The following is a 25,739-nucleotide window of genomic DNA, read 5'->3' on the forward strand; positions in this document are numbered from 1 at the left end:
CTGACCCACTGTTCGCCCGGTTTGCCTGTGTTAAACTTGCCAGCACTCTTTTTCAGGTGGGCAGTTATGATTCAGGCAGACGGTTTAGCACTTATGCGCGGAGGCAAACAGCTTCTGCAAAACAGCGATTTTACCATTTTTCCCGGCCACCGTGTTGGATTAGTTGGCGCCAATGGTAGCGGCAAGTCGTCCTTGTTCGCCCTGCTGCGTGGCGAGCTAAAAGAAGATGCCGGCACCATTCAGGCTCCAGCTGGCTGGCAGATCGCCTCAGTTGCCCAGGAAACTCCGGCGCTGGATAGCTCTGCACTGAATTACGTGATCACTGGCGACCAGGAGTACACCGCCCTGACACAAAGCCTGGCCGACGCTGAGCAGGCAAATGATGGTCAAGCCATCGCCCGGATTCACGGTCAAATTGATGCCATCGGCGGCTATCAAATCGAAGCCCGGGCAGCGAGTTTGCTCTCCGGCCTTGGCTTCAGCCAAGCCCAGCTAAGCCAGCCAGTAAGTGCCTTTTCCGGCGGTTGGCGGATGCGTCTTAATCTGGCTCAGGCGTTGATTGCACGTTCGGACCTGCTGTTACTCGACGAACCTACCAACCACCTTGATTTGGATGCTATCTACTGGTTAGAGAACTGGTTACTGCGCTACCCGGGTACCCTGGTGCTTATTTCCCATGACCGCGACTTTCTCGATGCGGTGGTGACACACACAATTCATATCGAGCGTCAGCAAACCCAGTGTTATAACGGCAACTACACCAGTTTCCAGCGCCAGCGCAGTGAAAAACTGGCCCAGCAACGACAAACTTATGAAAAAGAACAGGCCCAACGCGCCCACCTGCAGAAATTCGTCGACCGTTTTAAGGCTCAGGCGACCAAAGCCAAGCAAGCACAAAGCCGGGTCAAAGCACTGGAAAAACTGACCGCCAGTGCGCCGATAGAAGACGCCGCCCCCTTTGTGTTCGAATTCCGTGAACCGGGTAAATTGCCTAACCCATTAATGGAGATGGAAAAACTTCGGGCTGGGTATGGTGACACCACCATTCTCGAAAACATCCACCTGAACCTGGTGCCCGGCAGTCGCATTGGCTTACTCGGCCACAACGGCGCTGGTAAATCGACGCTGATGAAACTGCTAGCGGGCGAACTCAAGCCGCTGGCGGGCGAGCGTCGGGTCAGTGCCGGGCTCGAAATAGGCTACTTCGCCCAGCATCAACTGGAAACATTGCACCCTGAAGAGAGCCCGATGACCCACATTCAGCGCCTTGACCCACCGGCAACGGAACAGTCATTGCGTGACTACCTGGGCAGCTTTGGCTTTCATGGTGACGTAGTGTATGACCCAACCGGCCCGTTTTCCGGCGGCGAGAAAGCTCGTCTGGTGCTTGCGCTGGTGGTCTATCAACGCCCTAATCTGTTGTTACTGGATGAGCCAACCAACCACCTCGATCTCGACATCCGCGAAGCACTGATGCGCGCGTTGCAAAGTTTCACCGGCGCCATGGTCATCGTCTCTCATGATCGTCACTTTTTACGTGCCACTGTGGATGATTTTTACCTGGTTGCCAACCAGGCGGTCCAGGCGTTTGATGGTTCACTGGAAGATTATCAGCGATGGGTTGAGGATGAGCGGGCGCAGCAAAAAGCGGTTGATAAAGAAGCCCAGTTAACCAGCAATGGCGGTAAAACCGAGAGCACGAAAGGCAACAAAAAAGAGCAGAGACAAGCGGCCGCGGACAAACGTAAGCAGCTCAAACCGGTAACAGATAAGGTAAAAGCTGCTGAAAAACGTATTCAGCAGGCAGAGCAGGCATTGGCTCAGTTGCACGATAAGCTCAGTGACAGCGAGCTTTACGAGGCAGCTCGAAAAGACGAGTTAACCCGCCTGCTTCAGGAGCAGGCCCAGTATCAGACCCAATTGGATGAGGCCGAAGCGATATGGCTGGAACAAAGCGAAATTCTACAAGCGCTGCAAAGCGAGGATTAAGTTACCAGACACTTTGGCAGGCGGCGCTGCAAATCTATCAGGAGCCTGGTATGCAGGCGCGGTTGATTGCGGCTCAGGACAACGCCGGAGACAACGTTAATCTGGCGCTGCTGCAAATCTACCTGCAGCGCCAGGGTCACGCACTCAGTGAGGCTCAGCTCAGTCAACTGGCCGCCTCGTTGCAGCCGTTTTCTGCACAGCATACGGGGCAACTTCGCAAACTTCGCCGTGAACTGCTGGCGAGTGAGGCACTGGATGAAAAAAGCCGCCAGCAACTGAAAGAGCAGTTACTGGCGGCTGAACTTACCTTAGAGGCGGCGGAGCAGCGGCTGCTGGTCGATTTATACAACCAGCTGTGACGCCACGCCCGCTTTATTCTTCAAACTGACGCTGGAATTCGGCGACGTCATCTACCACCACCGCGTCATCAAGTTCAATCCAGTCACTGTCACTGAACTTAGTACCCCGTAACTGGATCAGAACCCGCATATTGGCGTCCGCCTGCAACACCTGCTGCTGATAAAAGGCCAGCATATCGTCAAGGCGCAGGTTCTCAACCGCAGCGATCAATTGATCTCTGCTATCAAAGCTGAAGTTTTCACGACGCCAGTCGGCACGGATGCGGCCCGCTTCCTGACTAATATTTTGCGGTTGCTCACGCAGGCTTCCAAGTACCCCTTCTTTCGCCTCAGCAAAGGTGTCTTCGTCGAGGGTCTCAAGGTACTCAGTATACTCCGTGCGGAAGCTGTCAAAGTGACCCATAATGTCAGGCAGGTTAGCGACCGAACTCTGAATATAGAAGCCTAACCCCGGATAATCCGCGACGGAGAGCTGAGTAACGCCCACTGCGTAACCAAGCTGCTTATCGGTGCGTAATTCGTTGAAGAAGCGGCTGTGCATAAGCTCCGCCAGCAAGCTCACCCGGGCCCGGGTTGCCGCTGACTCGTCAGCAAACAAATAGCTATCTAACAGCGCAACATCCTCAACCGGTACATCCTGCGCATGGATAACTGTTTGCCCCGGCTGAGGAGTAACCACTGGGTCACGTGCATAATTTACCTCAGCAGTCACCGATACAATTCCGCTCATTCGCTCAAGCAAGGCTTCAACGTCCTCTGCCGTGTAGTTGCCGACCACCAACGCACGCAAATGAACATCATTTAGCAACGCATCACGCATGTCGACCACATGGTTTAGTTTAACCTTGTCAATGGCTGCAAGCACCGTTGCATTGTCTTCGCCCGGCTTATTCATTAACTGACTAAAACGAGGCCCCAACTGTTGCACTGGGAACTGCAACGCCTGGTTTTCAATGTTACGGCGTAGGCGGTCTTTGATCTGGCTGAGACGCTCGGCGCTTGGTTCGTAGGACGCAAAGCTGGTCAGCACACGCTCGGCAAGTTGCGCCTGCTTGTCGTTAAAACCCGATAAGCTCAGATTTAAACCCTGCTGCAGGCTCAGGTTATAACTGACACTGGCAATCGAGGCTTCACGGGCCAGCGCCTGCTCGGCAACATTGAATGCTTCGACCGCTATCGTGGCTGCGATCCGCTCCTGCAAATCGCGCTGCGCATGATCCTGGTAAAACATCAGCGTCACATCGGCGCGCGGCTCACGGAACCTTTCGCTTACCTGTAGCCATGCACTGAGACCTGGTTCTTCAACAACCTGCTGAGCGGTTGTCGTTTCCGGCAACGGTTTTACCGACAAGTCTTCGGGTAACAACGTATTAACCGACGGCAACCCTACTTCGATCTCGGCGGCTTGTTCACGCCATCCGTTGATGATCTCATCATTCAGCGGCTGCAGCCGATATTCGCCGTCGTAAAAATGCAGTGTTTGATCAACCTCTTCATTCTGCGACATAAACCAGACTCGTGCATTGTCCGGGGTAAGCTGACTTAATAAGGCACTCACCGCATCACGGTTAAAACCATCGAGCCGATACGAGGCATCAATAACGTTCGCCACAGGGTAGTACTGCAACGCTGCTGCCAGTTGAGTTGCGTAGCTAAAGGCGTCGTCGCGCTGCAGAAACTGGAAGCGGTTGCTAAGCACCGTGGCCAGCTCGTTGTAATGTGCGTCACTAATCCCTTCTTCGCGTAATGTATCCAGGTAATTAAACAGCATTCCGGCGATTTGCTCGCGATGAGCAAGCCCCGATTCGGTCAGTTCGGCCTGGATAATAAAACGTCCGCTATTGCCATAAGCGCCTGGCTGCGCGTAGGCATTAAGACTGTCAGCCCAGCCCTGTTCGCGCAGGAATGCGCCCGGCGTTCCCGGCATTTCAGAATTCACCATATAGGCCACCAGTTCATTCGGCTTGGAAGCAAACTGCTGACGGTTATTGTCGATGGTGAAATCAATCTGCAGAATGCGCATTTCCATCTGTGGCTTATAGAATATCTGCACATTGCGTTCGCGCTCAGTCACCGCTGGCACGTCGATCTCCGGCACTTCAGCATTGTGGTTAGGCACGTCGGCAAAATGGCGACGCGCCATCTCGGTGAGCTCCTCAACTGAGTAGTTACCAACAATAGAGGCGGTCATCAGGTTGGCAGAGTAATAGCGTTCATAGAATGCGAGCATTTCTTCATACAGTACGCTGCCCTCTTTATCGCCCAGACTTTCGTTGTTACCAATACGAAAGCGCGCAATCGGATGCTCAGGATTCAACGTCATATTATTGAGCTTAAAGAGAATAAACCCGTCCGAGGCACGACGCATCGACCACTCAGAATCGACTGCGTTAATTTCTTTTTCCGAGTACTCAGGATCAAAAATTGGCGCTTTAAAGAAGTCGGAGAAACGGTCCAGCGCTTCATCGAGACGGTCATTATTTATCTGGAACATATAATTGGTATGGTCATCAGCGGTGTACGCATTATGCATACCCCCATGACGCGACATATACTCACCATATTCGTCCGGATCAGGGTACTTTTCAGTCCCCAGAAACAGCATATGCTCGAGGTAGTGAGCCAGGCCAAGTTGCTGCTCCGGGTTTTGCATACTTCCCACATGCACATTTAGTGCGGCAGCTGCTTTATCGGCATTGCTGTCACTGACTACCAATACGGTAAGACCGTTGTCCAGGCGGACCACACCATAGTCACGTTGATCATTGGGACTCACGTAAACCTCGCCAGACTGTGCAGCCGGGCTATCTGCCTTCTGCTCAGCGGGCTGACATGCCGTTAGTGTGGTAAACACCAGGGCCAGTAAGGCAGCGGACGAGGCCCGCTTGACTCGTTGCAACAATAATTCACTCATTATCTTCTAACATCCTGACTGTAGTTGTTAATGAAAAGTTACCCATTATGCAGCGCAGTGTGCTGGCTTGCAATCAGCAGTTCAGGCACACTGCGCACTTACTTGTAAAGAAGTGTGTAGTAGATAGATATGGCCGAAAACAGTTCATTCCAGCCCCACCCATTGCTGAAAAATTGTCACCTGCAGACGCTGTGGACCCGGCTGGCCAGTTATAAACCGGGTAGCAAATTATTCTGGCAAAGCCTGAGCCTGGCGGATGGTGACTTTGTTGATCTCGCCTGGACCACGCCACCACAACGCGCTCTGCAGGATGAACAAACACCCTTAGTGGTTATTTTTCATGGTCTCGAAGGGTCGGTCTATTCGCCCTACGCTGATCACCTGATGCAAACGGCTCATGCGCGCGGCTGGCACGCGGTGACCTTTCATTTTCGCGGTTGCAGTGGGCGCCTGAACCGCAGCCACCGGGCTTATCACTCAGGTGATACCAGCGACGCCCGCTATTTTTTGCAGCAACTTGCCAGTCAGACAAACAAACCTCTGGTTGCCGCAGGCTTCAGCCTGGGTGGCAACATGTTGGTTAAACTGCTTGGCGAGACCCCTGATATTCCGCTCAAAGCAGCCGTCAGTGTGTCGGCACCCCTGGCATTAGGACCCAGCTCTGTGCGCATCGATCAAGGGTTCTCCAGAGTCTATCGCGGACACCTGCTCGGTAGCCTCAAACGCAAGGTATTAAAGAAAATAGAACTCGGCCAGTTGCAGGGATTTATTGACCTCAAACCGGCTCAGCTGCGCCGACTGCGAACCTTCCGCGAGTTTGATGATCAGGTCACCGCGCCCTTACACGGTTTTCAGGACGTTGATGACTACTACTCAAGCTGCAGTGGGTTAAAGTTCCTCCCTTCGGTTCGTACGCCCCTGCTGATTATTCATGCCGCTGACGATCCTTTTACCTGCAAGGCTTGCATCCCCCCGCCGGACAGTTATCCTGCAGGCATAGTTACCCACCAGCTCACCCAGAGTGGTGGTCACGTCGGGTTTGTTGGCTCGCGCCGGGGCCGCCCCTACCACTGGTTAAGTGAACGCATTCTGAATTACTTTGAAACAAGCAATTTTGGAAGAAGCAATTTCGAAACAGGAAACGCTGAATGAAAGTACCTTACGAACAACTCGAAACAGACACGCTTAATACGCTGATCGAGCATTTTGTGCTGCAGGAAGGTACTGACTATGGTGAACAAGAGGTCAGCCTGTCGACCAAAGTGGAGCAGGTACGCGATCAACTGCGTCGGGGTGAGGCTCTTATTGTTTACTCTGAACTCCATGAAAGTGTGCATATCGTGCTGGCGGCGGACTATCAGCCTGACGACGGCTGAAGCCCGCTACGCGTTTAAACCGTTAAACCGGGGAAAACTGAAACCCAGTCTACCCGCGGGTCGCCAAGCACCATGAAATTGGGATTCCCCAGACTTGCTGTGCGATTATAAGTGACAGGTTCAAAATGCTCGCTAACCAGCGTTCCGCCTGCTTCTTCAACGATCACCTGAGCGGCCCCGGTGTCCCATTCTCCGGTCGGCCCGACCCGCAAAAAGCAATCGGCAGAGCCCTCAGCAACCAGGCAGGATTTTAGCGAACAGCTGCCAGTCATTAAGGTGTCGATATCACGCTGCGGATTCATCCGCGACAGCACGGTGTCCTGCGACTGGCGACGACTGATCGCCAGGGTTAAGCGGTCCTGCCGGGGGTCCGATAAACGGCGTACGCTAATAGGTTCACTGCTGAACGACTCATCGCGGAATTTTGAGCGCAGCGCTCCCCGTCCCTTAACGGCATGGTACAAAATATCTTCGCTCGGCCAGTAGATTGCACCTAATACCGGGGTGTAATGCTCAACCAGCGCAATGCTAATCGCAAAATCGCCGCTGCCATTAATAAACTCCTGAGTCCCGTCAATGGGGTCAACAAGCCAATAGCGCTGCCAGCTGCGCCGCTCGTGCCATGGCACAATGGCTTCTTCGGAAAGGACTGGAATATCGGGGGTATACGCCTGAAGAGCGGCGGTCAGAAATTCGCTGGCTTCAATGTCGGCACTGGTCACTGGTGAATGATCGGCTTTATCACTCACGGTAAAATCCTGTTTACGATAGTGTTCAAGGACCAGTTGCCCTGTTTCCCGCGCAATCTGCGCTACCCTGGTCTGCATCTCAGTCATCATATGCGCTCCTCTGCCTGCAACCAGCGCTGCATTAGCAACAGTGCAGCTACACTGCGGGCCTCAGTGAAATCCGGCTGGGCCAGTAACTCATCGACCTGATCAATCGGCCAGGGTACGATTTCCAGCGGTTCTGGTTCGTCCCCTTCTAACCGCTCCGGGTAAAGCTGCTGGCCGATGAAGAGGGTCATTGACGCAGAAAAAAAGGCGGGGGCCATGGTCACCGATTTCAGCTCGATCAAACGCTCAGCGCCATAGCCAATCTCCTCTCGGAGTTCTCGGTTTGCCGCGGTGGCTGGTGTTTCGCCCGGGTCAATGAGCCCTTTAGGGAAACCAAGCTGGTAGTTATGCAGCCCTGCGGCGTATTCACGCACCAGCAGCATGGTTTTATCATCGAGCATAGGAACGACCAGAACCGCGCCGCGGCCACTGCCCTGAACGCGCTCGTAGCGACGTTCTTCGCCGTTACTAAACTGAAGGTCAATACTCTCAATACGCAGCAAGCGGCTCTCTGCAACAAGCTGACGCGCGAGAATTTTAGGTACTTGCTTCTGAGCCATGATTCCCCGACACTGCTAGGTATGCTGTAACCCTACTATAAACTGAAAAGTTAATGAAACCCATGCTCAATTGGTCACAAATCGATACCTTATTGCTGGATATGGACGGCACGCTGCTGGATTTGCACTACGATAACCAGTTTTGGAACCATCGGGTGCCAGAGCATTACGCCGAGTATCATCAGGTCTCTATAGACGAAGCCCGTCAGCTGGTTCATAACCACTTCAAGCAGGTTGCCGGTACCCTGAACTGGTATTGCCTTGATTACTGGCAAACGACCCTGCAGCTTCCCATTCGCGAATTAAAAGCCCGCACTGTGGACTTAATTCGGCTGCGTGATGATGTCCCACCGTTCCTGCAGGAAGCCCGCCGGGCCGGAAAGCAGATCCTGCTGTTAACCAATGCGCACCCGGATGCGCTGGCACTGAAAAATCAGCATACCAACCTCGAACAATTGTGTGACCAACAGTTTTCGACTCATAGTTTCGGAGCCTGCAAAGAAGACCAGAAATTGTGGCAGCGGTTGCACGCAGCGGTTGGCTTTAACCCCGGACGAACGCTTTTTATTGACGATGGTGAAGCCATTCTCGATTCTGCGCAGACCTTTGGTATCGCCCATTTGCTCGGTGTGGAAAACCCTGACAGCCAATTGCCAGCCAAGGTTTTTCAACGCCACCGCAGTTTTGACAACTACGCCCGGTTACAGCCTATAATAAGCACCTGATAAACTGCAGAAAATCCGTTCTCAAGCAATAAGGGCAAGCTATGGCGAAAACGAAGTACGACTACGATGCAATTGTAATCGGTTCAGGCCCGGCGGGTGAAGGCGCGGCCATGAAGCTAGCGAAAAGTGGCAAGCGGGTCGCCATGATCGAGCGCCATAGCAGTATCGGCGGGGGTTGTACCCATTGGGGCACTATCCCGTCCAAAGCCTTACGCCACTCCGTCAGTCGCTTGATCGAGTTCAATGCGAATCCCTTATTCTCGCGTCAGGATATCCCGTTACACCTCAAATTCAGTGATATCCTTGACCATTCTCAGTCCGTTATCCGCCGCCAAATCAAACTGCGCGGAAGCTTCTATGAACGAAACGGTGTTCCGGTATTGCACGGCGAAGCAAGTTTTAAAGATAAACACACCTTAAAGTTCGTCCGCGACGATGGCTCCAGTGACGACATTACCGCTGCTCAGTTCGTGATTGCTACGGGCTCCCGACCCTACCGACCCAAGTCGATCGATTTTAATCACCCCCGGGTCTACGACTCCGATACGGTGTTGTCACTGAAGCATGACCCACGCAGTATTATTATTGTCGGTGCCGGCGTGATTGGCTGTGAATACGCCAGCATATTCCGTGGCCTCGGCGTCAAGGTGGATCTGGTTAATATGCGTGACCGCCTGCTTTCATTTCTCGACACTGAGATTTCGGATGCGCTCAGCTACCATTTACGCAACAGTGGGGTAGTGATTCGCCACGGCGAAGAGTTCGCCAAGGTGGAAGGCTTTGACGACCGTGTCGTACTAACCACGGAGTCAGGTAAGATTATGCAGGCCGACTGCCTGCTATTCGCTAATGGTCGTTCAGGCAACGTTGAAAGCCTGCAGGTTGGGAATGTCGATTTACAACCTAACGGACGCGGGCAGCTCGAAGTCGATGACAACTACCGTACCAGCACCGATAACATCTACGCTGTTGGCGACATCATTGGCTACCCGTCACTGGCCAGCGCTGCCTATGATCAGGGTCGTTTCGCGGCCACCGCCATGATTGACGGCAAATGCGAGAAGAAACTCATTACCGACATACCAACGGGTATCTACACTATCCCGGAAATCAGTTCAGTCGGAGCCACCGAAGAAGAACTTACGGCAAAAAAGGTGCCTTACGAAGTGGGCCGGGCTCAGTTTAAGCACCTCGCCCGGGCACAGATAGCAGACACCCAGGTCGGGTGTCTGAAGTTATTGTTCCACCGGGAAAGCCGGAAAATTTTAGGGATCCACTGCTTCGGTGAGCGGGCCGCTGAAATCATTCACATCGGTCAGGCCATCATGGAGCAAAAAGGCAAAGGCAATACACTGGATTACTTTATTGATACTACGTTCAATTACCCCACCATGGCTGAAGCCTACCGGGTGGCTGCATTGAACGGTATCAACCGGGTCGACGGCTAATACCGGATTTTAATTAAGCCGCTGGCGTGACCGTATTACGGTGACGCAGCGGCAATTCAATTCGGACTATCAGACCAGCATGAGGGTGGTTGCGTAAGCTAACCTCGCCCTGATGCAACTGTACAAACCGCCTCACGATAGCCAGGCCGAGCCCTGACCCTTCACCACCACGCGCCTGATTGCCCTGCATGAACGGCTCGAATACATCGTCCATTTTGCTTTCATCGAGCCCCTGTCCTGAGTCAGTCACTTCTAACCAGACACGCGTTTTTGCACTGACCTCTCCAGTTGCGGTTAATTCAGTCACACCGGTTTCAATGCAAATCGGTGATGCACCATAGTGTTGTGCATTTTCGATAATATTGCTGATCACCCGTTTCATGGCGACCGCCTGCATAGGCACCAAAGGTAACTCAGCCAGGGTCAGCTTGATGTCGTCCTCGCCGATGTACTGCAGGCCTTCTACCACGTCCTGAACCAGCACATTAAGGTCTTCTTCGGTAAAGGTTGCTGTATCACGTGCCCGTACATAATCGATAAACTGGTCAATAATCGCATTCATATCATCAATATCATGGACGATGCCCTCGACCAGGTAGTCTTCTGTCGACGGCATCATTTCCGTAGCAAGACGAATACGGGTTAGCGGTGTCCGCAGGTCATGTGAGATCCCTGCCAGCAGCAAATTACGGTCCTGTTCCAGGCGTTGAATGCCACGCGACATCTGGTTGAACGCTCGAGTCACCTGAACAATTTCACTGGCACCACGCTCTTCGAGCAGACCCGGGTCATCACCAGCAGCTATTTTGCGAGCCGCCGCCTGCAATGCTTTCAACGGCCGGTTGAGCCAGCGGGCAAACCAGATCCCGCCAAAAACACTGAGGGTTCCAATTAAAAACAGATAAAAAATAATCGGGGACGAGGTTCGCTCATCAATTTCGGTGAGTAGAATGCGCTGCCATTGGTCCGGGGCCGAAGAGCGACGCACCCAGGCATACATGTCATCGTTGTTCGACAATCGCACTTCCGCCGGCTCACCCAGCACCTTGCTAATTTCATTGCCAAGAAAACTATAAGCTACGGTGTATTCAAGCCCTGCTTCAAGCGCTTCGTCGAAAGTAAAGTGCTCCACGCCCCCGAGTGCTTCATAGTCGCGAAGCACAGCGTCCCTGTTCTCGATGTCGAGGCGCTCGAGCAACGCCCGGGTTTCAACCTGGCTACCGATCAGGTACACAATCTGTTGCACACCAGGCTTCACCACATAGACCGCTATCATCAGGTAGGAAACCGCCTGATTAATAACCAGAATGAGCGCAATAAGAAAAACAGTGCGGGCGAACGCGGTTCGGGGAAGTAAACGCCACATTAGTGTTTAGTGCCATCAGGAACGAACACGTAACCGAGCCCCCATACCGTCTGGATATAGCGAGGTTTGGTCGCATCCGCCTCAATCATCCGCCGTAACCGTGAAACCTGTACATCAATGCTGCGCTCAAGCGCGCTATAGTCACGGCCCCGCGCCAGATGCATCAGTTTATCGCGCGACAGAGGTTCACGCGGATGCTGCACCAGCGCTTTGAGTACAGCATACTCGCCGCTGGTCAGAGAAATAGGTCTGTCACCGTGGCGCATTTCACGAGTCGCCAGATTGAACCAGAAATCACCGAATTCAACGATGGTTTCTTCGTCACTCGGCGCCCCCGGCAATTCACGCTTCTGTCGCCGCAATACGGCGTTAATGCGGGCCATTAACTCACGCGGGTTAAACGGCTTTGCCAGATAATCATCAGCCCCCTGTTCCAACCCCATAATCCGATCAACCTCGTCACCTTTTGCAGTCAGCATAACAATTGGTAACTGGCTGCCCTGCTCACGAAGGCGCCGACATATCGACATGCCGTCCTCGTTCGGTAACATCAGGTCGAGAACCATTAGCGAAAAGTTCTCACGCTCAAGCAAACGGTCCATTTGCAGATTATCTGCCACAGAGCGCACTGCGAACCCCTGCTCAATAAGATAACGCTCAAGTAACGCTCGCAAGCGCGCGTCATCATCGACAACAAGAATTTTATGGGTTTCTGTCGGGGTTTGAATACTCATAATGCAGGGTTCAGTTAGTGTAACTAAACCCAATATAAGAGGGCACGCCTTAATCTGCAATCGCGTAGCGCGTATTTAAGCGGAAGATTTGTTACAAAGCGTAACGAGGCACTCCGGCCCGTCACGCTCTTTTACCGTTACTAAAGGGCTAGTAAACGTCGCTAGTTTCATCGTTTTCGTCATCGTACGAGTAGCGCGCTATAACCTCGCCATGCTGGTTGATCCGTTCAACGACCCGACCCTGGGCATCAATCCGTTTGCGTGGATAATTAACCCAGAATAGCGACGCGTTGCCACGGCTAGACTGCTCAACCCGATTCACCTGATCCCAGTCGATGACAAGCCGGGTACCTTCATATTGACTGCCTTGGTTACCCGCACATGCGGTTAAACCTATCACAACAGCCGCCACTGATAGTTTAGTGACTAACCACATACCACACCTCCTAATTAAACAGTGGGCACTGGTTAAATAATACTCAATATTTAATCAGGTTGATATACCAATTTCTTCTGCCTGACGGAGTTTTAACAACCGCTTCGTCATTCACTTCCTTTTTCAGCAGCGCCCGGGCCATTGGTGAGTCAATCGAGACGTAGTCTTTACGGCCATAAATTTCGTCCGGGCCGACAATCTTGAAGTTCAGCACCTGACCATCGTCGTCTTCAACCTCAACCCAGGCACCGAAAAAAACCCTGCCATCCTGTTGCGGGTTGTAATCCACGACCTGGACATCTTCCAGTCGTTTGCGCAAATAACGCACCCGCCGATCTATTTCCCGCAGGCGTTTCTTGTTGTATTGATAGTCTGCATTTTCAGAGCGGTCACCAAGACTCGCAGCCCAGCTGACCTTTGCGGTAGTTTCCGGGCGTTCTTTGCGCCACAAATGGTCGAGTTCAGCTTGCAGGCGTTCAAAGCCTTCTCGTGTAATCAGGTTGGTTTTCATGCTCTGGTTCTTTGTCTGGTTACTTGAAAGGGTACTTACTTCATATGCACTTTGCCGCCAATCATCTTATAGGCGGGGGCGCCACGGATCATGGTTTCTCTGGCAAATTGTTGTTCACAGCCCGGACAAACACAAGGGGCATTGGTCTTGTCTTCAACGATACGCTCGATGAAGCATTTAACCAACGCCCCTTTGCCACCTTTACGGTATTTGAATAACTGGGCCTTGCAACGCGCACAATACACATTAACTGTGCGTACTGGCCCTTTCTTGTTCGGTTTCGCCATCACTCCATTGTAACAAAACCAAACTGATTAATTGCGGGCTTTATCGATCTTTCCGCGCAACTCATCCATTTTCTTTTCCAGTTTAATCTGGCCATCGGCACTCGCTTCCTTCGCCTCAGCCTTGAGCTTTTTCAGCTCGGCTTCCCATTGCTCTACCTGAGCTTCACCTTTGCGTTTATGTGCATCTGAATCACTCATATCGTCATCCTTCTGTAGAAAACCTATTTAAAGCCTAGCTGTTGTCGGCGAATATGCATCCCTTCGATGCAACCTTTACATCTTTTTTGGCTTTTCTCAGGCCCTTAGCGCTGCGCCCGACGCTGACTGATGCGGACTGGCCCCTGAATCGATTTGGTACTTACCTTGCCACCGCTGCTATGCTCAATACGCACCCCACCGACATTGCTAACGTCAATATCGCCACTGCCACTTTCGATACTGACCATCCCCGTCAGATCCTGAATAAACAGATTACCATTGCCGTGCCGCACCGCTGCACTGAAGCTGGCCGGGACCCGGATAACCACATCCATGTAGGGCGCCAACCCGGTGTAATTGCTTTCGATAAAGCCACCCTCAAGACGAGCTTCGCCGTTGAGCTGTTCCAGCGACAGCAAAATCGATTCCTCGGCGTAATAATAAAGCGTCGCCTGCACCTCCACCTGCTCACGACCCGGTTCGCCGATCAAGGTCAACTGACCATCCCCGAGGCGCGAGTGTATATGGTCAAGATCGGCACTGGCTAAATACAGGGTGCGCTCTGTTGTGTGCGGCGGCTGCTGTGCTGCAAGGGGAAATGATACCGCCAGAAAAAGGCTCGCTGAGCCCAGTAGTGTAGCGGCCCAGGTACTCAGCCCACTGCTAAACCAAGTCGCAAAATCGTTCATTGTTATGTCCTTTATCACTCGTATACATAGGTTGATCTTCATCGCGCAGCACAAGGCAGCAATTGTGCTATGATGCTGGCTTTAAATCTGGAGCCGGAGCTCCGGGTTGGGTAAAAATCAGTCAATTAAAGATAGCAGAGAGATGCCATGACGCACGTTGTATCCACTATCGCCAACGAATTAAATGTGCGTGAAGCACAGGTTCAGGCCACCATCGCCTTACTTGACGAAGGCGCAACCGTCCCCTTTATCGCCCGTTACCGTAAAGAGGTCACTGGTGGTCTCGATGACACCCAGTTACGGACACTGGCGTCACGGCTAACCTACCTGCGCGAATTTAACGAGCGCCGTAGTGTCATTCTGAAGAGTATTGACGACCAGGGTAAGCTGAGCGACGAGCTGCGTACGGCGATCGCGCAGGCACAATCGAAAACTGAACTGGAAGATCTATATCTGCCGTTCAAGCCTAAACGTCGCACCAAAGGGCAGATCGCAATTGAAGCCGGGCTTGAACCGTTAGCCGACAGCCTGTTAAACGACCCTGCGCAGACCCCTGAGCAGGCCGCGACGCAGTATATTAATACTGACGCTGGCTTCGCGGACGAAAAAGCCGTTCTGGAAGGTGCCCGTTATATCCTGATGGAGCGCTTTGCCGAAGATGCCGCGCTACTTAAAACCATCCGCCAAAGTTTGTGGCAGGGTGCCGAGCTCACCGCCAAAGTGGCCCCAGGGAAAGAACAGGAAGGCGCTAAATTCCAGGACTATTTTGAGTACAGCGAAGCTATTCGCAAGGTGCCATCGCACCGCGCATTAGCGCTGCTTCGAGGCCGCAACGAAGGTGTTCTGCAGCTGCAGTTGAATGCAGACCCCGAGCACGGTGATACGAGTCGAAACAGCCAGTATGAGTCAGTCATTGCGAGTCATTTTGGACTTCGCTTTAATGACGCGCTGGCAGATGGCTGGCGACTGCAAGTCGTGCAGTGGACCTGGCGGATTAAGATCCTGCCACGCATGGAAACTGATCTGTTCGGCCAGCTGCGGGATGCCGCAGAGAAAGCCGCAATCCAGGTTTTTGCCACCAATCTGAAAGACCTGCTGATGGCAGCGCCGGCCGGGCAACGCACGACAATTGGTATCGACCCGGGTCTGCGCACTGGTATCAAAGCCACAGTCGTCGATGGTACCGGCAAGCTGCTGGCTAAGGCCACGCTCTTTCCGCATGCTCCACAGAACGCCTGGGATAAAACCATTCGCTCGCTGGAACAGATGTGTAAAACACATAAGGTCGAACTGGCCGCAATTGGTAACGGCACCGCCTCCCGTGAGACCGACAAGCTGGTTGGCGAACTAATGAAAAAAGCACCCGAATTAAAGCTGACCAAAGTTATGGTCAGCGAAGCGGGTGCATCAGTTTACTCGGCCTCTGAACTGGCCGCCCGCGAATTTCCCGATCTCGATGTGTCCTACCGTGGAGCGGTGTCCATTGCCCGTCGCTTACAGGACCCACTCGCGGAGCTGGTTAAAATTGAACCTAAATCAATCGGTGTTGGCCAGTACCAGCATGATGTCAGTCAATCACTGCTGGCTGAAAGCCTCGATGCCGTGGTCGAAGACTGTGTGAACGCCGTAGGCGTTGACGTCAATACAGCATCGGTGCCATTACTGGCACGGATTTCAGGCTTAAGCCGGATTCTGGCGCAGAACATTGTCAACCATCGCGACCTTGAAGGGCCGTTCGAAAGTCGTCAGCAGCTGCTCAGCGTATCCCGCATGGGGCCGAAATCGTACGAACAGGCGGCTGGCTTCCTGCGTATTATGAACAGCTCTAATCCACTCGACGCCTCAGCCGTTCACCCGGAAGCCTACCCGGTGGCAAACCGCATAGCCACGAATCATGGCCGTGACGTGAAAGGCATTATTAGCGACGTTGCATTCCTGCGTAAACTGGAAGCGAAAGACTACACCGACGAGACCTTTGGTGTGCCGACGGTGACAGATATTATTCAGGAGTTAGAGAAGCCTGGACGCGATCCACGTCCTGAGTTTAAGACCGCCACCTTTAAAGACGGCGTAGAGACGCTGAGCGACCTGAAGCCAGGAATGAAACTGGAGGGTGTGGCCACCAACATTACTAATTTTGGCGCCTTTGTCGATATCGGTGTGCACCAGGATGGTCTGGTTCATATCAGCGCCTTGTCGCATGACTTTGTTAAAGACCCGCACCAGGTCATTAAAGCGGGTCAGGTCGTCAAAGTGAAAGTGCTTGAGGTCGATATTCCGCGTAAACGGATCAGCCTGACCATGCGTCTGGACGACGAGCTTCCTCCGGCCGATAAAGCGACAGCACCCGGCAAGGGCGGCCCTAAAGGCGGTTCCCGTCATCGCAGCAATAGTGGCGGCGGCAAGCCAAAACCCGCCTCCAATGCCAATGCTGCTATGGGCAATGCACTCGCCGACGCGTTTGCTAACGCCAAGAAAAAGTAAGCCATGCTCGGTTTTGCGATTGTTCTGAGCTTTCTGCTCGTCGGCGTTATCCTGCAACGGGTGCCTGCGCTGCCGATCAGTACCGCCCGTTGGCTAACCCGCTATGTACTCAACGTGGCGGTGCCTGCAATGGTGTTGCTGCACCTCGCGCAGCTAACCGTAGACGCCACCATTTGGGTGCCGGTGCTGACCCCCTGGGCAATGCTGATAGGCAGCATGCTGATGGTGTTCCTGCTGACCAAATGGTTCGGCTGGTCACGTCAGGTAATGGGTGCGCTGTTGATTGTAGTGCCGTTGGGGAACACCTCGTTCTTAGGCTTCCCTATTATCAGCAGTTTTTACGGCAACGAAGGTCTGGCCTACGCCGTGCTATACGACCAGTTTGGTTCCTTCATTGGCCTCGCTGTTATCGCCACGACGCTGGCTGCTATCTTTGGCCGGCCGCTGAATGGCGCTGGCATGACCCCTTCTGCTCGCGGCATTGCGCTGAAAATTCTCAGCTTCCCGCCGTTTATCGCGCTGGTTCTCGCGTTGCTGGTGCTTGCCAGTGAGGTTACTTACCCGGTCTGGTTCGCCAGCGCATTAGCAATACTCGGTATGACCCTGGTTCCCGCTGTCATGGTTGCGGTCGGGCTGCAGTTGCGTTTACGGGTTCCGCGCGAGGATGTAGGTCCGTTTGTAGCCAGTCTGTTGCTAAAACTGGTGATATTGCCGGCATTGGCGTTTTTAACGATGTGGGGGCTTGGCCTGGATGGTTTAGCAGTGAAAGTTTCGCTACTTGAAGCGGCGATGCCACCCATGATCACCGCAGGCGCGATTGCCATTGCCGCGGGCTTGCGCACCACACTTGTCGCTGCAATTATTGGTTATGGGGTGTTATTGAGCGTGTTGACGTTGCCAGTATGGTACTGGCTGATTGAACTGGTATTCAACTAGGGTACTTGTATTACCGGGCTAGGCTACGCCTAACAGAAAGCGTTCTTTCGGCCGATAGCTGCTTTGGTAAAACTGCTCAATACGCTCGCCCCGCGCTAAAATCTGCGGGTCAACGGCAGCGCCGTTGTCAGCAATATTTACCGAGGTTTGATACGACCCATCGTCATTGCGCCAGGTCAGTGTGGTTTGCGCGGCTGGGCTTTTGGCAGTGCCCCATTCCCTGGATAAATCAGAAAAGCGCGTATTGAGTCGATCGTCGTCGCGCTGCAATTGTCCGTCACTGCTTAACGTTGCCGGCTTAGCATCCTGCTCAGCGCTATTTACGGCTTCAGACTGCTGCTCTTGCTGACGATCACCCTGTTGACGTTCGCCCTGCCCCTGCTGACGTTCTTCGACCCGATTCAGAAAATTAGGAAAGCCTGATTCTATACGGGCTTCAGCCAATTGCTGGGCGTAAGAGCGGTCTTGTGGCAATGGGCGGCGTTCTGAATCAGTCCCTAGCCCCCGTTCCCGATTGAACGCTTCATTCGCATGCATCGGGCTAATAACTTCCCGGGTTGTATTGTCGCGCCGTAAAACATCGGTCGGTTGAGCGGCCGTGGTGGGCAGGAAGCTAACAGGTTGAGCGGTTACGTTCATAATGAATCGCCCCGCTGATCGGCACGGGTATCAGGGTCACGACCAGCCGCCAATAAACTGTCAAACATCGTCTGCGCGGCTTCGATAGAACGGGCATTGGCCTTAAACGCCATTTCGCCTTCGCTTAGATTAATCAGTTCTCGCATCATCGAACTGCGTTGTGGACTAAGCTGCAGGCCGGTCTGCTCAGTGCTGGTTTTCTCAGCATTGGCTTGCGAGCCAGCCTGCGCTTGTTCGCGCACTTCTCGTTGCTCTTGCTGGTACAGCGGCTGTCGGGCAATTTCATTGCTCGCGCCTGCCACCTGCTGTTCGGCAGATTGCATTCCCGTCTGTCCATTTTGCAAAACCTGAGTTGGCATCGCACCAATATAATTAACCAGCATGATTCAGCTTCCGTAACTATTTACCAATAACGATTCATCAGTAACTATTAAACGTCTGAAACGAAAAAACCTCAAGGCCGACGTATTAACATTCTACGTAGGACTTGAGGTTAATTATTCACCAGCATGACGCGCTTGTAAAGAAACTTACCAAGCTTTTACAAGGCGGCACGGACCATTTTGCGCCAGCGACGACGTTCTTCGCGGAAGCTGCTTTTCAGCTCCTGGTACTGTGCCATCAGCGCTGAGTGTGCAACCTGGTCTTTAATCGACTGGGTTTTTGTATCCAGCAATTTTTTCCGTGACAGATAATAAGCCTTGGTTTTTTCCAGCAACTCGTCGTACTCGTGCTGCATCCATTCGGCGGTTGTCTGACGCTTGCGCTGCAGACGTAACCACATCACTTCCATCCGCGCTTTCTCGATCTGGTACTCTGATGCCCGCTTCAGGTTACCTGCAAGGCCAATGAAACTCATGCCGCGAATAAGCCACTTAGTCGGGTCAAACTGATACCAGCGGACGCCGTTGCGGTAGTCGCCTGAAAATATATGGTGAAAGTTATGATAGCCCTCACCAAAGGTTACGAACGCCAGCGCGCCATTATCACGAGCCGAATTACGCTCTGTGTATGGGCGGTTACCCCAGATATGGGCTAACGAATTAATAAAGAACGTGGTGTGGTGATTCACTACCAGGCGCAGGAACCCGGTGACCAATAAAGCACCCAGCACGTTACCAACCAGTAAGCCGAGGACAACAGGCAGGCCAATATTCAGCGCCAGCGCAAGTGGCAGATAGTACTTGTGCTGCCACATAACAATTTTGTCACGCTGCAGGTCTTTGACATTGTTGTAGTCATAGTACTTATCCGGGTGATACTCGCGCAGCATCCAGCCAATGTGCGAATACCAAAAGCCACGACTTGCCGAGTACGGGTCGTTGTCATCATGGTCGACATGCTTGTGATGCTCGCGGTGATCTGATGACCAGTGCAAAGCACTGTTTTGCAGCGCAAGTGCGCCACCCAGCGCAAAAATTGCACGCACGCTCCAGTGTGCGTCATAGGTACGATGCGACCACAGGCGATGGTAACCAGCCGTGATCGACAGACCCGAGAAAATAAACATAGCCAATGCGGCCCACCACAGGCTGGCATCGATGCCCACCGTTAAAGCGTATACAGGCACACCAATTGCTGCGACAGCAAAAGTGATACTGAAAACCAGAACGTTGAGCCAAATAATTGGAGCTTTTTTCATAAATACCTTACTTTTCAAACCATCAAAACACTTTCAGCTTACAAGTGTTCGCTCAATGTAGCTTAGTTAAGTGACAGACTCAAGTGAAACTTGTTACACTGGCATTAATTTCCTACCTGTTTACCCTGACTACACCGAGGATTGCCATGGCTGGTGTGCGTGCCCGACAAAAAGAAAAAACCCGTCGCGCTTTGATAGATGCTGCGCTGAATCAGCTTAGTGCAGAGATATCGTTTTCCAGCCTCAGTTTGCGTGAAGTTGCCCGTGAGGCACAGATTGCACCAACCTCGTTTTACCGTCATTTCCAGAATATGGAAGAACTCGGTTTAACCTTAGTTGATGAGGGCGGACTCGCGTTAAGACAACTGCTACGACAAAGTAGACAACGTATCGACAGCGGAGGTTCAATTATCCGTGTGTCGCTGGAAACCTTTATCTATTTCGTGACCCACCACAGCAGCATATTCCGCCTGTTATTACAGGAGCGCAGCGGCACCTCACGAGAGTTTCGCGACGCTGTGGCCCGCGAGATAGACCACTTTAAATCTGAGTTAGCCGACTATCTGATGGCTGAGCGCAGCATGCCACGTCGTCTCGCAGAGCTGCAGAGTGACGCGATTGTAAGAGTCGTCTTCAGCGCCGGCGCCGATGCCCTTGACCTCGAAGATGACGCTAAATTACGTTTGATGGAACAGACCATTGTTCAGGTCAGAATGGTCGCCCGCGGGGCGCAAACCTTTATGGGCGATGACCAGATTTTGCCAGCCAGCGTCCACATCCCTGCAAAACCTGATCATTCCAGTTAATCTGAATACTGGACGGATACGGAGTTGGGTCTCCGGCGCGACGACATAAGCCGTCGGTGATTTGAACCCGCATCCGTTCTTCCCGGGTTTGCACGTTATACGTCCACATATCAAGATAATAATCAGCTTCACCAGCCGGCAGATTGCGCCGTTGAACCGCTTCGCCGGCCTCCTTCAGTTCAATCAGCACGCGATTGCCCTGCAGCTTAAACTGCCATTGCTCATTTGCCCCTTGGGCCATGTAGTGGAGCTGATTACGTGGCGCCTCACTGATCGCTTGTTGCCAGTCACCCGGAAGTGCGCGCTCAGTGCAGTGCCTGGTTTGTTCAAGCTGAGTCCAGGTCGCCGTGTCCCCGCGAAAACGAAAGCTATGGTTTTCTGCCCGGAACACCTTGCCAACCTGGGTACCGCGGTCAAGCCAGTGTGAACTCTTGCTGTCGCTTATTACCACTCGGGCCCCGTAAAACTGAGCCAGCACCGGCTCACCGTCGCAATTCCATTCGCTAAAGGCGGCACGCTCACTGGCTCGGGTCGGATCCATGGAGGGAGTCTGCTGACAGCCACTGATGAGGGTCACGACGGCGGTGGTAATGGTCGCACAGAGCAGGCGCTTGAACTTCATGCACGTTCCTTTTTATCGGTGATCAAGGTAGAGTATTTAACTATCATGCCTTGCATGGCTAACGCGTAGCAAGCACCGTGGTTCTACCACGGCCTGTTGGCACACAATTAACGTAGTCAGCTAACCTATTCAATTAGCATCTACAACAACGTAATCAGGGAGTTCGCATGGCTCGACTAATTAGCTTTTGCCTCGGCGCTGCACTGGCCAGTGCATCCGTCGCCCAGGCGCACGACATTACCTTGCAGGATATCGTGCAAATGCAGCGGGTAAATTCCGCCATTACCACCTCCGATGGCGACTACATCGCCTATACCCGGATCCGCCCCAGAACCGCCTATGAAGACGATGACGGTCCAGCCTACACTGAACTGTTCGTCAAAACACCTGAAGGGGAGCATGTCCCCTATATCAGTGGCGACGTACAGGTCAGCCAGATCCGTTTCAGTGATGATGAAAACTACATTCATTTTATTGCCAAGCGCGAAGACGATGAACATAACACCCTGTATCGCATTCCACTGCGTGGAGGCGAATCGTCACAGTCCTATTCGCATGACACAGCGATTAACAGCTACTCGATAGGCAGTGATGGCAATACCTTTGCTTTTACTACCCGTGAAGCTGCAGCAGAAAATAACGAAGACCTCGCCAAAAAAGGTTTTCGCGCTGAAGTCTTTGAAGAAGAATTACGCCTAGGCCAGGTGTTTATCCACACATTGAACAGCGAGGACGACAGCGAAGCTCGCCAGGTTGAGCTCAACGAACACGTTTTAAGTGCCGCATTGCGTCCTCAGCATGAGCAGCTGTTACTTCGCGTCGCCGCCACCCCGTTTGTTGACGACAGTATGATGCTGAGTAACTACCTGCTGATTGATTTCGACGGCAATGAAGTCGTGCGACTACAAACCGAGGGTAAACTTGGCGCCGCCCGCTTCTCAGACGACGGCTCTCAGCTGGCGGTGTTGGGCGCGGACGATCAACATGACCCCGCCGTAGGCCGCATCCTTCATGCCAACCTCACCAATGGCGAAACCCGTGACCTGTTGCCCGGCTACGAAGGGCATGTCCGGGATATGCTGTGGCAAGATAGCGAACACTTACTTATTTTAGGCGAAACTGGCACCGAGACAGAAATCCTGCGCTTCAATGTCCGCTCGAACGAACACAGCCAGTTGCTCGAACCCGGCCGATTGATTGTCCAAAGCCTGGTTAATTACGACGACAACGGGCGCCTGACTATCCTCGCTAACTCCCCTGCCCATCCTGGTGAAGTCTATCAGTTAGCAAACGGTGAGCTGCAACGGATCACAGATTCAAACCCATGGTTAGCTGACGTAGAGCAACCTCGCCAGGAAACCATTCGCTACACAGCACGCGATGGTCTCGAACTTGAAGGCGTTATGGTTTACCCACTTAACTACCGTGAAGGCCAGTCGGTGCCGGTAATCATGAGTATTCATGGTGGCCCCGAAGCCCACGTCCGCAATGGCTGGAACGACCGCTATTCAAGCCCGACCTGGTATGCAGCTGCACAAGGCTTTGCCACCTTCTTCCCTAACTACCGTGGCAGTACTGGCCGTGGCGTCGAGTTTTCCAAGCTGGGGCAAAATGACTACGCCGGTGAAGAGTTTGATGACATTGTCGATGCCAAAGAACATCTGGTTGAGGCAGGTATTGCCGACCCTGACCGTGTTGGTATTACCGGTGGTTCCTATGGCGGCTACGCGTCGGCCTGGGGTGCAACGAAACAGACCGAACATTTCGCGGCCGCGGTGATGTTCGTTGGTATCAGTAACAACCTGTCTAAATTCGGCACCACCGATATTCCAAATGAAATGCATCTGGTGCACGCCCGCAGCTACCCGTGGGATAAATGGCAATGGTACCTTGAACGCAGCCCTATCTACTGGGCCGAACAGGCACGTACCCCAATCCTGATTATGCACGGTAAAGATGACACCCGGGTTCACCCTAGCCAGTCGATGGAGCTCTACCGGTACCTGAAAGTGCATGACAACGTGCCGGTTCGCCTGGTGCTCTACCCGGGTGAAGGGCATGGTAACAGCCGCGTCGGTTCGCAGCTGGATTACGCCATGCGTCTGATGCGCTGGATGAACTTTTATCTGGTCGAACAGAACGAAGGCATTCCGGAGCATGAATTGCCGCACGCAGATAATTTGTAAGCGCTTGCCAACTTAGGGAAGGCCAGCTCGATTGAGCTGGCCTTTTTGTATCCGGGCGTTGACTGCTAATGCCCGTTCGCTTGCTTGAGATCAACCTATAAGGCTCTTGCCTGACGTAGAATTCAGGTCTCACCGTGCAAGCAGCGTACAGGCAGGAGTCGACCATGCAGAATACTCAGTGGAATCAGTCGTTAGTAAACAAATACAATGTTAACGGCCCGCGTTATACCAGTTATCCGACTGCACTCGCGCTCGACACCGGATTCGCTGCAGATCAGGTTATTTCTGCGCTGCAGACTAGCAATCAACCGTTAAGCCTTTATATTCATTTACCTTTCTGCCACAAGCTATGTTACTACTGCGGCTGTAACCGGGTCATCACCCGTCACCAGGACAAAGCCGATAGCTACCTTGATGCGTTGGCCGATGAAATGCGACTGTACGCGCCGCTTATTGCGCACCGGGGGATCCGTAACCTGCACCTTGGTGGAGGGACCCCGACGTTTCTCAATGAGCAACAGTTAAGCCGTTTGATGTCGCTGCTGGCCGAGGAACTGGCGTTCCACCCAGGCCACGCCGATGAAGTCAGTATCGAGATTGACCCACGTAGCTGCAGTCTGGATAAACTCGCGCACCTTCGCCATTTAGGCTTTAACCGGGTCAGTTATGGCGTTCAGGACTTTAATCAGGACGTCCAGATCGCCATCAACCGGGTGCAAAGTGAAGAGTTGGTTTCAAGTCAGGTCCACGCCGCAAAAGCGCTCGGTTTTAGCTCGATTAACCTCGATCTGGTCTATGGCTTACCACACCAGACGTTGGACAACTTTCATCACTCACTCGACAAAGTGATAGCTCTGTCACCGGATCGGGTGTCAATGTTCAGCTACGCGCATTTACCCACCCGCTTCGCAGCGCAACGAAAAATTGCCGACGAGACCTTGCTGCAAGGTGCTGATAAACAGGCGCTACTGCTTGCGGGAATTGAACGATTAAATGCGGCTGGCTATCAATTTATTGGTATGGACCATTTTGCCAAACCAGATGACCGCCTCGCCCAGGCCCAACGTGAAGGTCAAATGCAGCGCAACTTTCAGGGCTATACGACCCATGGTAGTGACGCCTTGCTTGGGCTTGGCGTATCGTCGATTAGCCAGGTTAACGGGGTTATCTGGCAGCATGAGAAAGACCTGCAACCCTATTACAGTAAGTTGGCCCATGGACAGCGCCCGATCAGCAAAGGAATCGTTCTGCATGAGGACGATCGCCTCCGCGCTGCACTTATTGCCGAGCTAATTTGCCACTTTAAACTCAACATTGATGAATTTGAAAAGGCCTGGGGCATCGCCTTCAGCGACTACTTTGCGCCGGCTTTGCGACAGCTGCAGCGTTATCAGGACGACGGCCTGGTTAAGGTAAGCACGACTGAAATAGAAGTCACCGACGCAGGTCGGTTATGGGTGCGGATCATATGTGCTGCATTCGACGCCTATCTTCAGGAACAGAGCCAGCAATATTCTAAAGTAATCTGACTAGTAGCCCGTAATTCTGTCCAGCGGGCTGGTGATATCGGCGTCAAAATTCACGCCGAGTTTATCATGAATAAATCGCAACGCCCGATAGGTATCAGCCAGACTACAGGGCTCGCCTGAATCGGTGTGCAGCCCTAATTCGGTTAGCTCAATGTGCCAGGTAGGTGCTACATTGCGCAGCGCCAGGCAGCGTTTTACACACCCCAGTGAACAGCCATCCAGGGCAATAATCTGGCGACCCGATGTGGCGACGCTCACCAACTGACGGACTCCCCCTCCGACCCCGGCAATACTGGACATCTCAGCGATGCCATCAGCGTGTAGCCACACGGCAAGATCGTTTGCCAGTTGAGCCAGACTGGAGCAACCGGAGCACGAATAAACCAGTGGCTTCAAATCCTTGCTCGCACGTTGTTGCATGACCGTCCTCCGTTTCAATTGATATAAACGAAGTGTATCGCTGCGCG

General features: G+C 52.9%; 26 protein-coding genes. 11 read left to right on the forward strand and 15 right to left on the reverse strand.

Going from position 1 to position 25,739, the window contains the following annotated elements; all coding sequences use genetic code 11:
• Nucleotides 1-66: 66 nt before the first annotated feature.
• The gene (locus tag CWE12_RS05285; protein ID WP_126788639.1) at nucleotides 67-1,989 is read left to right on the forward strand and encodes an ATP-binding cassette domain-containing protein; all 1,923 of its coding nucleotides are present in this window, start codon (nucleotides 67-69) and stop codon (nucleotides 1,987-1,989) included.
• Nucleotides 1,941-2,348 carry a TIGR02444 family protein gene (locus tag CWE12_RS05290; protein ID WP_126788640.1) on the forward strand — a complete coding sequence of 136 codons (408 nt, stop codon included), beginning with the start codon at nucleotides 1,941-1,943 and terminating at the stop codon, nucleotides 2,346-2,348. Before CWE12_RS05285 ends, CWE12_RS05290 begins: the two co-directional genes overlap by 49 nt.
• Nucleotides 2,349-2,361: 13 nt before the next feature.
• Here CWE12_RS05290 and ptrA read toward each other — a convergent pair whose 3' ends face one another.
• A complete protein-coding gene (ptrA, locus tag CWE12_RS05295; protein WP_126788641.1) occupies nucleotides 2,362-5,262 on the reverse strand; it encodes a pitrilysin in 2,901 nt (966 codons plus the stop codon).
• 129 nt (nucleotides 5,263-5,391) lie between these two features.
• Between ptrA and CWE12_RS05300 the strand changes: the two genes are divergently transcribed.
• Both CWE12_RS05300 and CWE12_RS05305 read left to right on the forward strand, forming a co-directional pair.
• Nucleotides 5,392-6,414 (forward strand): hydrolase, encoded by a 1,023-nt coding sequence (locus CWE12_RS05300; protein WP_126788642.1) that lies wholly within the window; start codon nucleotides 5,392-5,394, stop codon nucleotides 6,412-6,414.
• Nucleotides 6,411-6,638 (forward strand): YheU family protein, encoded by a 228-nt coding sequence (locus tag CWE12_RS05305; RefSeq protein ID WP_126788643.1) that lies wholly within the window; start codon nucleotides 6,411-6,413, stop codon nucleotides 6,636-6,638. Before CWE12_RS05300 ends, CWE12_RS05305 begins: the two co-directional genes overlap by 4 nt.
• Nucleotides 6,639-6,652: 14 nt before the next feature.
• Here CWE12_RS05305 and cysQ read toward each other — a convergent pair whose 3' ends face one another.
• Nucleotides 6,653-7,477, reverse strand: coding sequence for a 3'(2'),5'-bisphosphate nucleotidase CysQ (gene cysQ, locus CWE12_RS05310; RefSeq protein ID WP_126788644.1), 825 nt, complete (start codon nucleotides 7,475-7,477; stop codon nucleotides 6,653-6,655).
• Nucleotides 7,474-8,034, reverse strand: a complete 561-nt coding sequence (nudE, locus tag CWE12_RS05315; RefSeq protein ID WP_126788645.1) for an ADP compounds hydrolase NudE — start codon at nucleotides 8,032-8,034, stop codon at nucleotides 7,474-7,476. Before nudE ends, cysQ begins: the two co-directional genes overlap by 4 nt.
• 62 nt (nucleotides 8,035-8,096) lie before the next feature.
• Here nudE and yrfG point away from each other — a divergent pair, with 62 nt between their 5' ends.
• Complete coding sequence (gene yrfG, locus CWE12_RS05320; RefSeq protein WP_198675698.1) at nucleotides 8,097-8,759, forward strand: GMP/IMP nucleotidase; 663 nt, start codon at nucleotides 8,097-8,099, stop codon at nucleotides 8,757-8,759.
• Nucleotides 8,760-8,800: 41 nt separating this feature from the next.
• Nucleotides 8,801-10,207 (forward strand): Si-specific NAD(P)(+) transhydrogenase, encoded by a 1,407-nt coding sequence (sthA, locus tag CWE12_RS05325; RefSeq protein WP_126788647.1) that lies wholly within the window; start codon nucleotides 8,801-8,803, stop codon nucleotides 10,205-10,207.
• A gap of 13 nt (nucleotides 10,208-10,220) precedes the next feature.
• Here sthA and envZ read toward each other — a convergent pair whose 3' ends face one another.
• From envZ to CWE12_RS05355, 7 genes are all read right to left on the reverse strand, one after another.
• The gene (envZ, locus tag CWE12_RS05330; protein WP_126788648.1) at nucleotides 10,221-11,573 is read right to left on the reverse strand and encodes a two-component system sensor histidine kinase EnvZ; all 1,353 of its coding nucleotides are present in this window, start codon (nucleotides 11,571-11,573) and stop codon (nucleotides 10,221-10,223) included.
• Complete coding sequence (ompR, locus tag CWE12_RS05335) at nucleotides 11,573-12,307, reverse strand: osmolarity response regulator transcription factor OmpR (protein WP_126788649.1); 735 nt, start codon at nucleotides 12,305-12,307, stop codon at nucleotides 11,573-11,575. Before ompR ends, envZ begins: the two co-directional genes overlap by 1 nt.
• Nucleotides 12,308-12,455: 148 nt before the next feature.
• Complete coding sequence (locus CWE12_RS05340) at nucleotides 12,456-12,743, reverse strand: hypothetical protein (RefSeq protein ID WP_126788650.1); 288 nt, start codon at nucleotides 12,741-12,743, stop codon at nucleotides 12,456-12,458.
• Nucleotides 12,744-12,786: 43 nt separating this feature from the next.
• Nucleotides 12,787-13,254: a transcription elongation factor GreB gene (gene greB, locus CWE12_RS05345; protein WP_126788651.1), complete on the reverse strand. Its 468-nt coding sequence runs from the start codon at nucleotides 13,252-13,254 to the stop codon at nucleotides 12,787-12,789.
• A gap of 35 nt (nucleotides 13,255-13,289) precedes the next feature.
• On the reverse strand, nucleotides 13,290-13,541 hold the full coding sequence (locus CWE12_RS05350; protein ID WP_126788652.1) for a hypothetical protein: 252 nt from the start codon (nucleotides 13,539-13,541) through the stop codon (nucleotides 13,290-13,292).
• A 27-nt stretch (nucleotides 13,542-13,568) separates the two neighbouring features.
• Nucleotides 13,569-13,739, reverse strand: a complete 171-nt coding sequence (locus CWE12_RS13600; protein WP_157981930.1) for a sll1863 family stress response protein — start codon at nucleotides 13,737-13,739, stop codon at nucleotides 13,569-13,571.
• 104 nt (nucleotides 13,740-13,843) lie between these two features.
• Entirely contained in the window at nucleotides 13,844-14,428 is a 585-nt protein-coding gene (locus CWE12_RS05355; protein WP_126788653.1) for a DUF4097 family beta strand repeat-containing protein, read from the reverse strand.
• Between the two features lie 147 nt (nucleotides 14,429-14,575).
• On the opposite strand from CWE12_RS05355, the gene CWE12_RS05360 reads away from it, so the two are divergent.
• Nucleotides 14,576-16,912, forward strand: a complete 2,337-nt coding sequence (locus tag CWE12_RS05360; protein WP_126788654.1) for a Tex family protein — start codon at nucleotides 14,576-14,578, stop codon at nucleotides 16,910-16,912.
• A 3-nt stretch (nucleotides 16,913-16,915) separates the two neighbouring features.
• A complete protein-coding gene (locus CWE12_RS05365; RefSeq protein ID WP_126788655.1) occupies nucleotides 16,916-17,848 on the forward strand; it encodes an AEC family transporter in 933 nt (310 codons plus the stop codon).
• Between the two features lie 18 nt (nucleotides 17,849-17,866).
• Here CWE12_RS05365 and CWE12_RS05370 read toward each other — a convergent pair whose 3' ends face one another.
• The 3 genes from CWE12_RS05370 to CWE12_RS05380 all read right to left on the reverse strand — a co-directional run bounded on the left by CWE12_RS05370 (nucleotide 17,867) and on the right by CWE12_RS05380 (nucleotide 20,129).
• A complete protein-coding gene (locus tag CWE12_RS05370; protein WP_126788656.1) occupies nucleotides 17,867-18,487 on the reverse strand; it encodes a hypothetical protein in 621 nt (206 codons plus the stop codon).
• Complete coding sequence (locus CWE12_RS05375; protein ID WP_126788657.1) at nucleotides 18,484-18,870, reverse strand: hypothetical protein; 387 nt, start codon at nucleotides 18,868-18,870, stop codon at nucleotides 18,484-18,486. The genes CWE12_RS05370 and CWE12_RS05375 overlap by 4 nt, the downstream gene beginning before the upstream one ends.
• 158 nt (nucleotides 18,871-19,028) lie before the next feature.
• On the reverse strand, nucleotides 19,029-20,129 hold the full coding sequence (locus tag CWE12_RS05380) for an acyl-CoA desaturase (protein WP_126788658.1): 1,101 nt from the start codon (nucleotides 20,127-20,129) through the stop codon (nucleotides 19,029-19,031).
• Between the two features lie 146 nt (nucleotides 20,130-20,275).
• Between CWE12_RS05380 and fabR the strand changes: the two genes are divergently transcribed.
• Nucleotides 20,276-20,935 (forward strand): HTH-type transcriptional repressor FabR, encoded by a 660-nt coding sequence (fabR, locus tag CWE12_RS05385; RefSeq protein WP_126788959.1) that lies wholly within the window; start codon nucleotides 20,276-20,278, stop codon nucleotides 20,933-20,935.
• Here the strand turns inward: fabR and CWE12_RS05390 are convergent.
• A complete protein-coding gene (locus CWE12_RS05390) occupies nucleotides 20,868-21,557 on the reverse strand; it encodes a hypothetical protein (RefSeq protein WP_126788659.1) in 690 nt (229 codons plus the stop codon). The genes fabR and CWE12_RS05390 overlap by 68 nt on opposite strands.
• A 167-nt stretch (nucleotides 21,558-21,724) precedes the next feature.
• Between CWE12_RS05390 and CWE12_RS05395 the strand changes: the two genes are divergently transcribed.
• Nucleotides 21,725-23,743: an alpha/beta hydrolase family protein gene (locus tag CWE12_RS05395; protein ID WP_126788660.1), complete on the forward strand. Its 2,019-nt coding sequence runs from the start codon at nucleotides 21,725-21,727 to the stop codon at nucleotides 23,741-23,743.
• Between the two features lie 164 nt (nucleotides 23,744-23,907).
• Nucleotides 23,908-25,272 carry an oxygen-independent coproporphyrinogen III oxidase gene (gene hemN / locus CWE12_RS05400; protein ID WP_126788661.1) on the forward strand — a complete coding sequence of 455 codons (1,365 nt, stop codon included), beginning with the start codon at nucleotides 23,908-23,910 and terminating at the stop codon, nucleotides 25,270-25,272.
• Here hemN and CWE12_RS05405 read toward each other — a convergent pair whose 3' ends face one another.
• Nucleotides 25,273-25,692 (reverse strand): putative zinc-binding protein, encoded by a 420-nt coding sequence (locus CWE12_RS05405; protein ID WP_126788662.1) that lies wholly within the window; start codon nucleotides 25,690-25,692, stop codon nucleotides 25,273-25,275. It lies immediately after the preceding gene.
• Between the last annotated feature and the right edge of the window lie 47 nt (nucleotides 25,693-25,739).

Source organism: Aliidiomarina sedimenti, assembly GCF_003986955.1.
Lineage (GTDB): Bacteria > Pseudomonadota > Gammaproteobacteria > Enterobacterales > Alteromonadaceae > Aliidiomarina > Aliidiomarina sedimenti.

Excerpts from the sequence above, each read along its gene's own strand:
- CWE12_RS05285 (WP_126788639.1), top strand. The coding sequence starts at position 67 with ATGATTCAGGCAGACGGTTTAGCACTTATGCGCGGAGGCAAACAGCTT.
- CWE12_RS05290 (WP_126788640.1), top strand. The coding sequence starts at position 1,941 with ATGGCTGGAACAAAGCGAAATTCTACAAGCGCTGCAAAGCGAGGATTA.
- ptrA (WP_126788641.1), bottom strand. The coding sequence starts at position 5,262 with ATGAGTGAATTATTGTTGCAACGAGTCAAGCGGGCCTCGTCCGCTGCC.
- CWE12_RS05300 (WP_126788642.1), top strand. The coding sequence starts at position 5,392 with ATGGCCGAAAACAGTTCATTCCAGCCCCACCCATTGCTGAAAAATTGT.
- CWE12_RS05305 (WP_126788643.1), top strand. The coding sequence starts at position 6,411 with ATGAAAGTACCTTACGAACAACTCGAAACAGACACGCTTAATACGCTG.
- cysQ (WP_126788644.1), bottom strand. The coding sequence starts at position 7,477 with ATGATGACTGAGATGCAGACCAGGGTAGCGCAGATTGCGCGGGAAACA.
- nudE (WP_126788645.1), bottom strand. The coding sequence starts at position 8,034 with ATGGCTCAGAAGCAAGTACCTAAAATTCTCGCGCGTCAGCTTGTTGCA.
- yrfG (WP_198675698.1), top strand. The coding sequence starts at position 8,097 with ATGCTCAATTGGTCACAAATCGATACCTTATTGCTGGATATGGACGGC.
- sthA (WP_126788647.1), top strand. The coding sequence starts at position 8,801 with ATGGCGAAAACGAAGTACGACTACGATGCAATTGTAATCGGTTCAGGC.
- envZ (WP_126788648.1), bottom strand. The coding sequence starts at position 11,573 with ATGTGGCGTTTACTTCCCCGAACCGCGTTCGCCCGCACTGTTTTTCTT.
- ompR (WP_126788649.1), bottom strand. The coding sequence starts at position 12,307 with ATGAGTATTCAAACCCCGACAGAAACCCATAAAATTCTTGTTGTCGAT.
- CWE12_RS05340 (WP_126788650.1), bottom strand. The coding sequence starts at position 12,743 with ATGTGGTTAGTCACTAAACTATCAGTGGCGGCTGTTGTGATAGGTTTA.
- greB (WP_126788651.1), bottom strand. The coding sequence starts at position 13,254 with ATGAAAACCAACCTGATTACACGAGAAGGCTTTGAACGCCTGCAAGCT.
- CWE12_RS05350 (WP_126788652.1), bottom strand. The coding sequence starts at position 13,541 with ATGGCGAAACCGAACAAGAAAGGGCCAGTACGCACAGTTAATGTGTAT.
- CWE12_RS13600 (WP_157981930.1), bottom strand. The coding sequence starts at position 13,739 with ATGAGTGATTCAGATGCACATAAACGCAAAGGTGAAGCTCAGGTAGAG.
- CWE12_RS05355 (WP_126788653.1), bottom strand. The coding sequence starts at position 14,428 with ATGAACGATTTTGCGACTTGGTTTAGCAGTGGGCTGAGTACCTGGGCC.
- CWE12_RS05360 (WP_126788654.1), top strand. The coding sequence starts at position 14,576 with ATGACGCACGTTGTATCCACTATCGCCAACGAATTAAATGTGCGTGAA.
- CWE12_RS05365 (WP_126788655.1), top strand. The coding sequence starts at position 16,916 with ATGCTCGGTTTTGCGATTGTTCTGAGCTTTCTGCTCGTCGGCGTTATC.
- CWE12_RS05370 (WP_126788656.1), bottom strand. The coding sequence starts at position 18,487 with ATGAACGTAACCGCTCAACCTGTTAGCTTCCTGCCCACCACGGCCGCT.
- CWE12_RS05375 (WP_126788657.1), bottom strand. The coding sequence starts at position 18,870 with ATGCTGGTTAATTATATTGGTGCGATGCCAACTCAGGTTTTGCAAAAT.
- CWE12_RS05380 (WP_126788658.1), bottom strand. The coding sequence starts at position 20,129 with ATGAAAAAAGCTCCAATTATTTGGCTCAACGTTCTGGTTTTCAGTATC.
- fabR (WP_126788959.1), top strand. The coding sequence starts at position 20,276 with ATGGCTGGTGTGCGTGCCCGACAAAAAGAAAAAACCCGTCGCGCTTTG.
- CWE12_RS05390 (WP_126788659.1), bottom strand. The coding sequence starts at position 21,557 with ATGAAGTTCAAGCGCCTGCTCTGTGCGACCATTACCACCGCCGTCGTG.
- CWE12_RS05395 (WP_126788660.1), top strand. The coding sequence starts at position 21,725 with ATGGCTCGACTAATTAGCTTTTGCCTCGGCGCTGCACTGGCCAGTGCA.
- hemN (WP_126788661.1), top strand. The coding sequence starts at position 23,908 with ATGCAGAATACTCAGTGGAATCAGTCGTTAGTAAACAAATACAATGTT.
- CWE12_RS05405 (WP_126788662.1), bottom strand. The coding sequence starts at position 25,692 with ATGCAACAACGTGCGAGCAAGGATTTGAAGCCACTGGTTTATTCGTGC.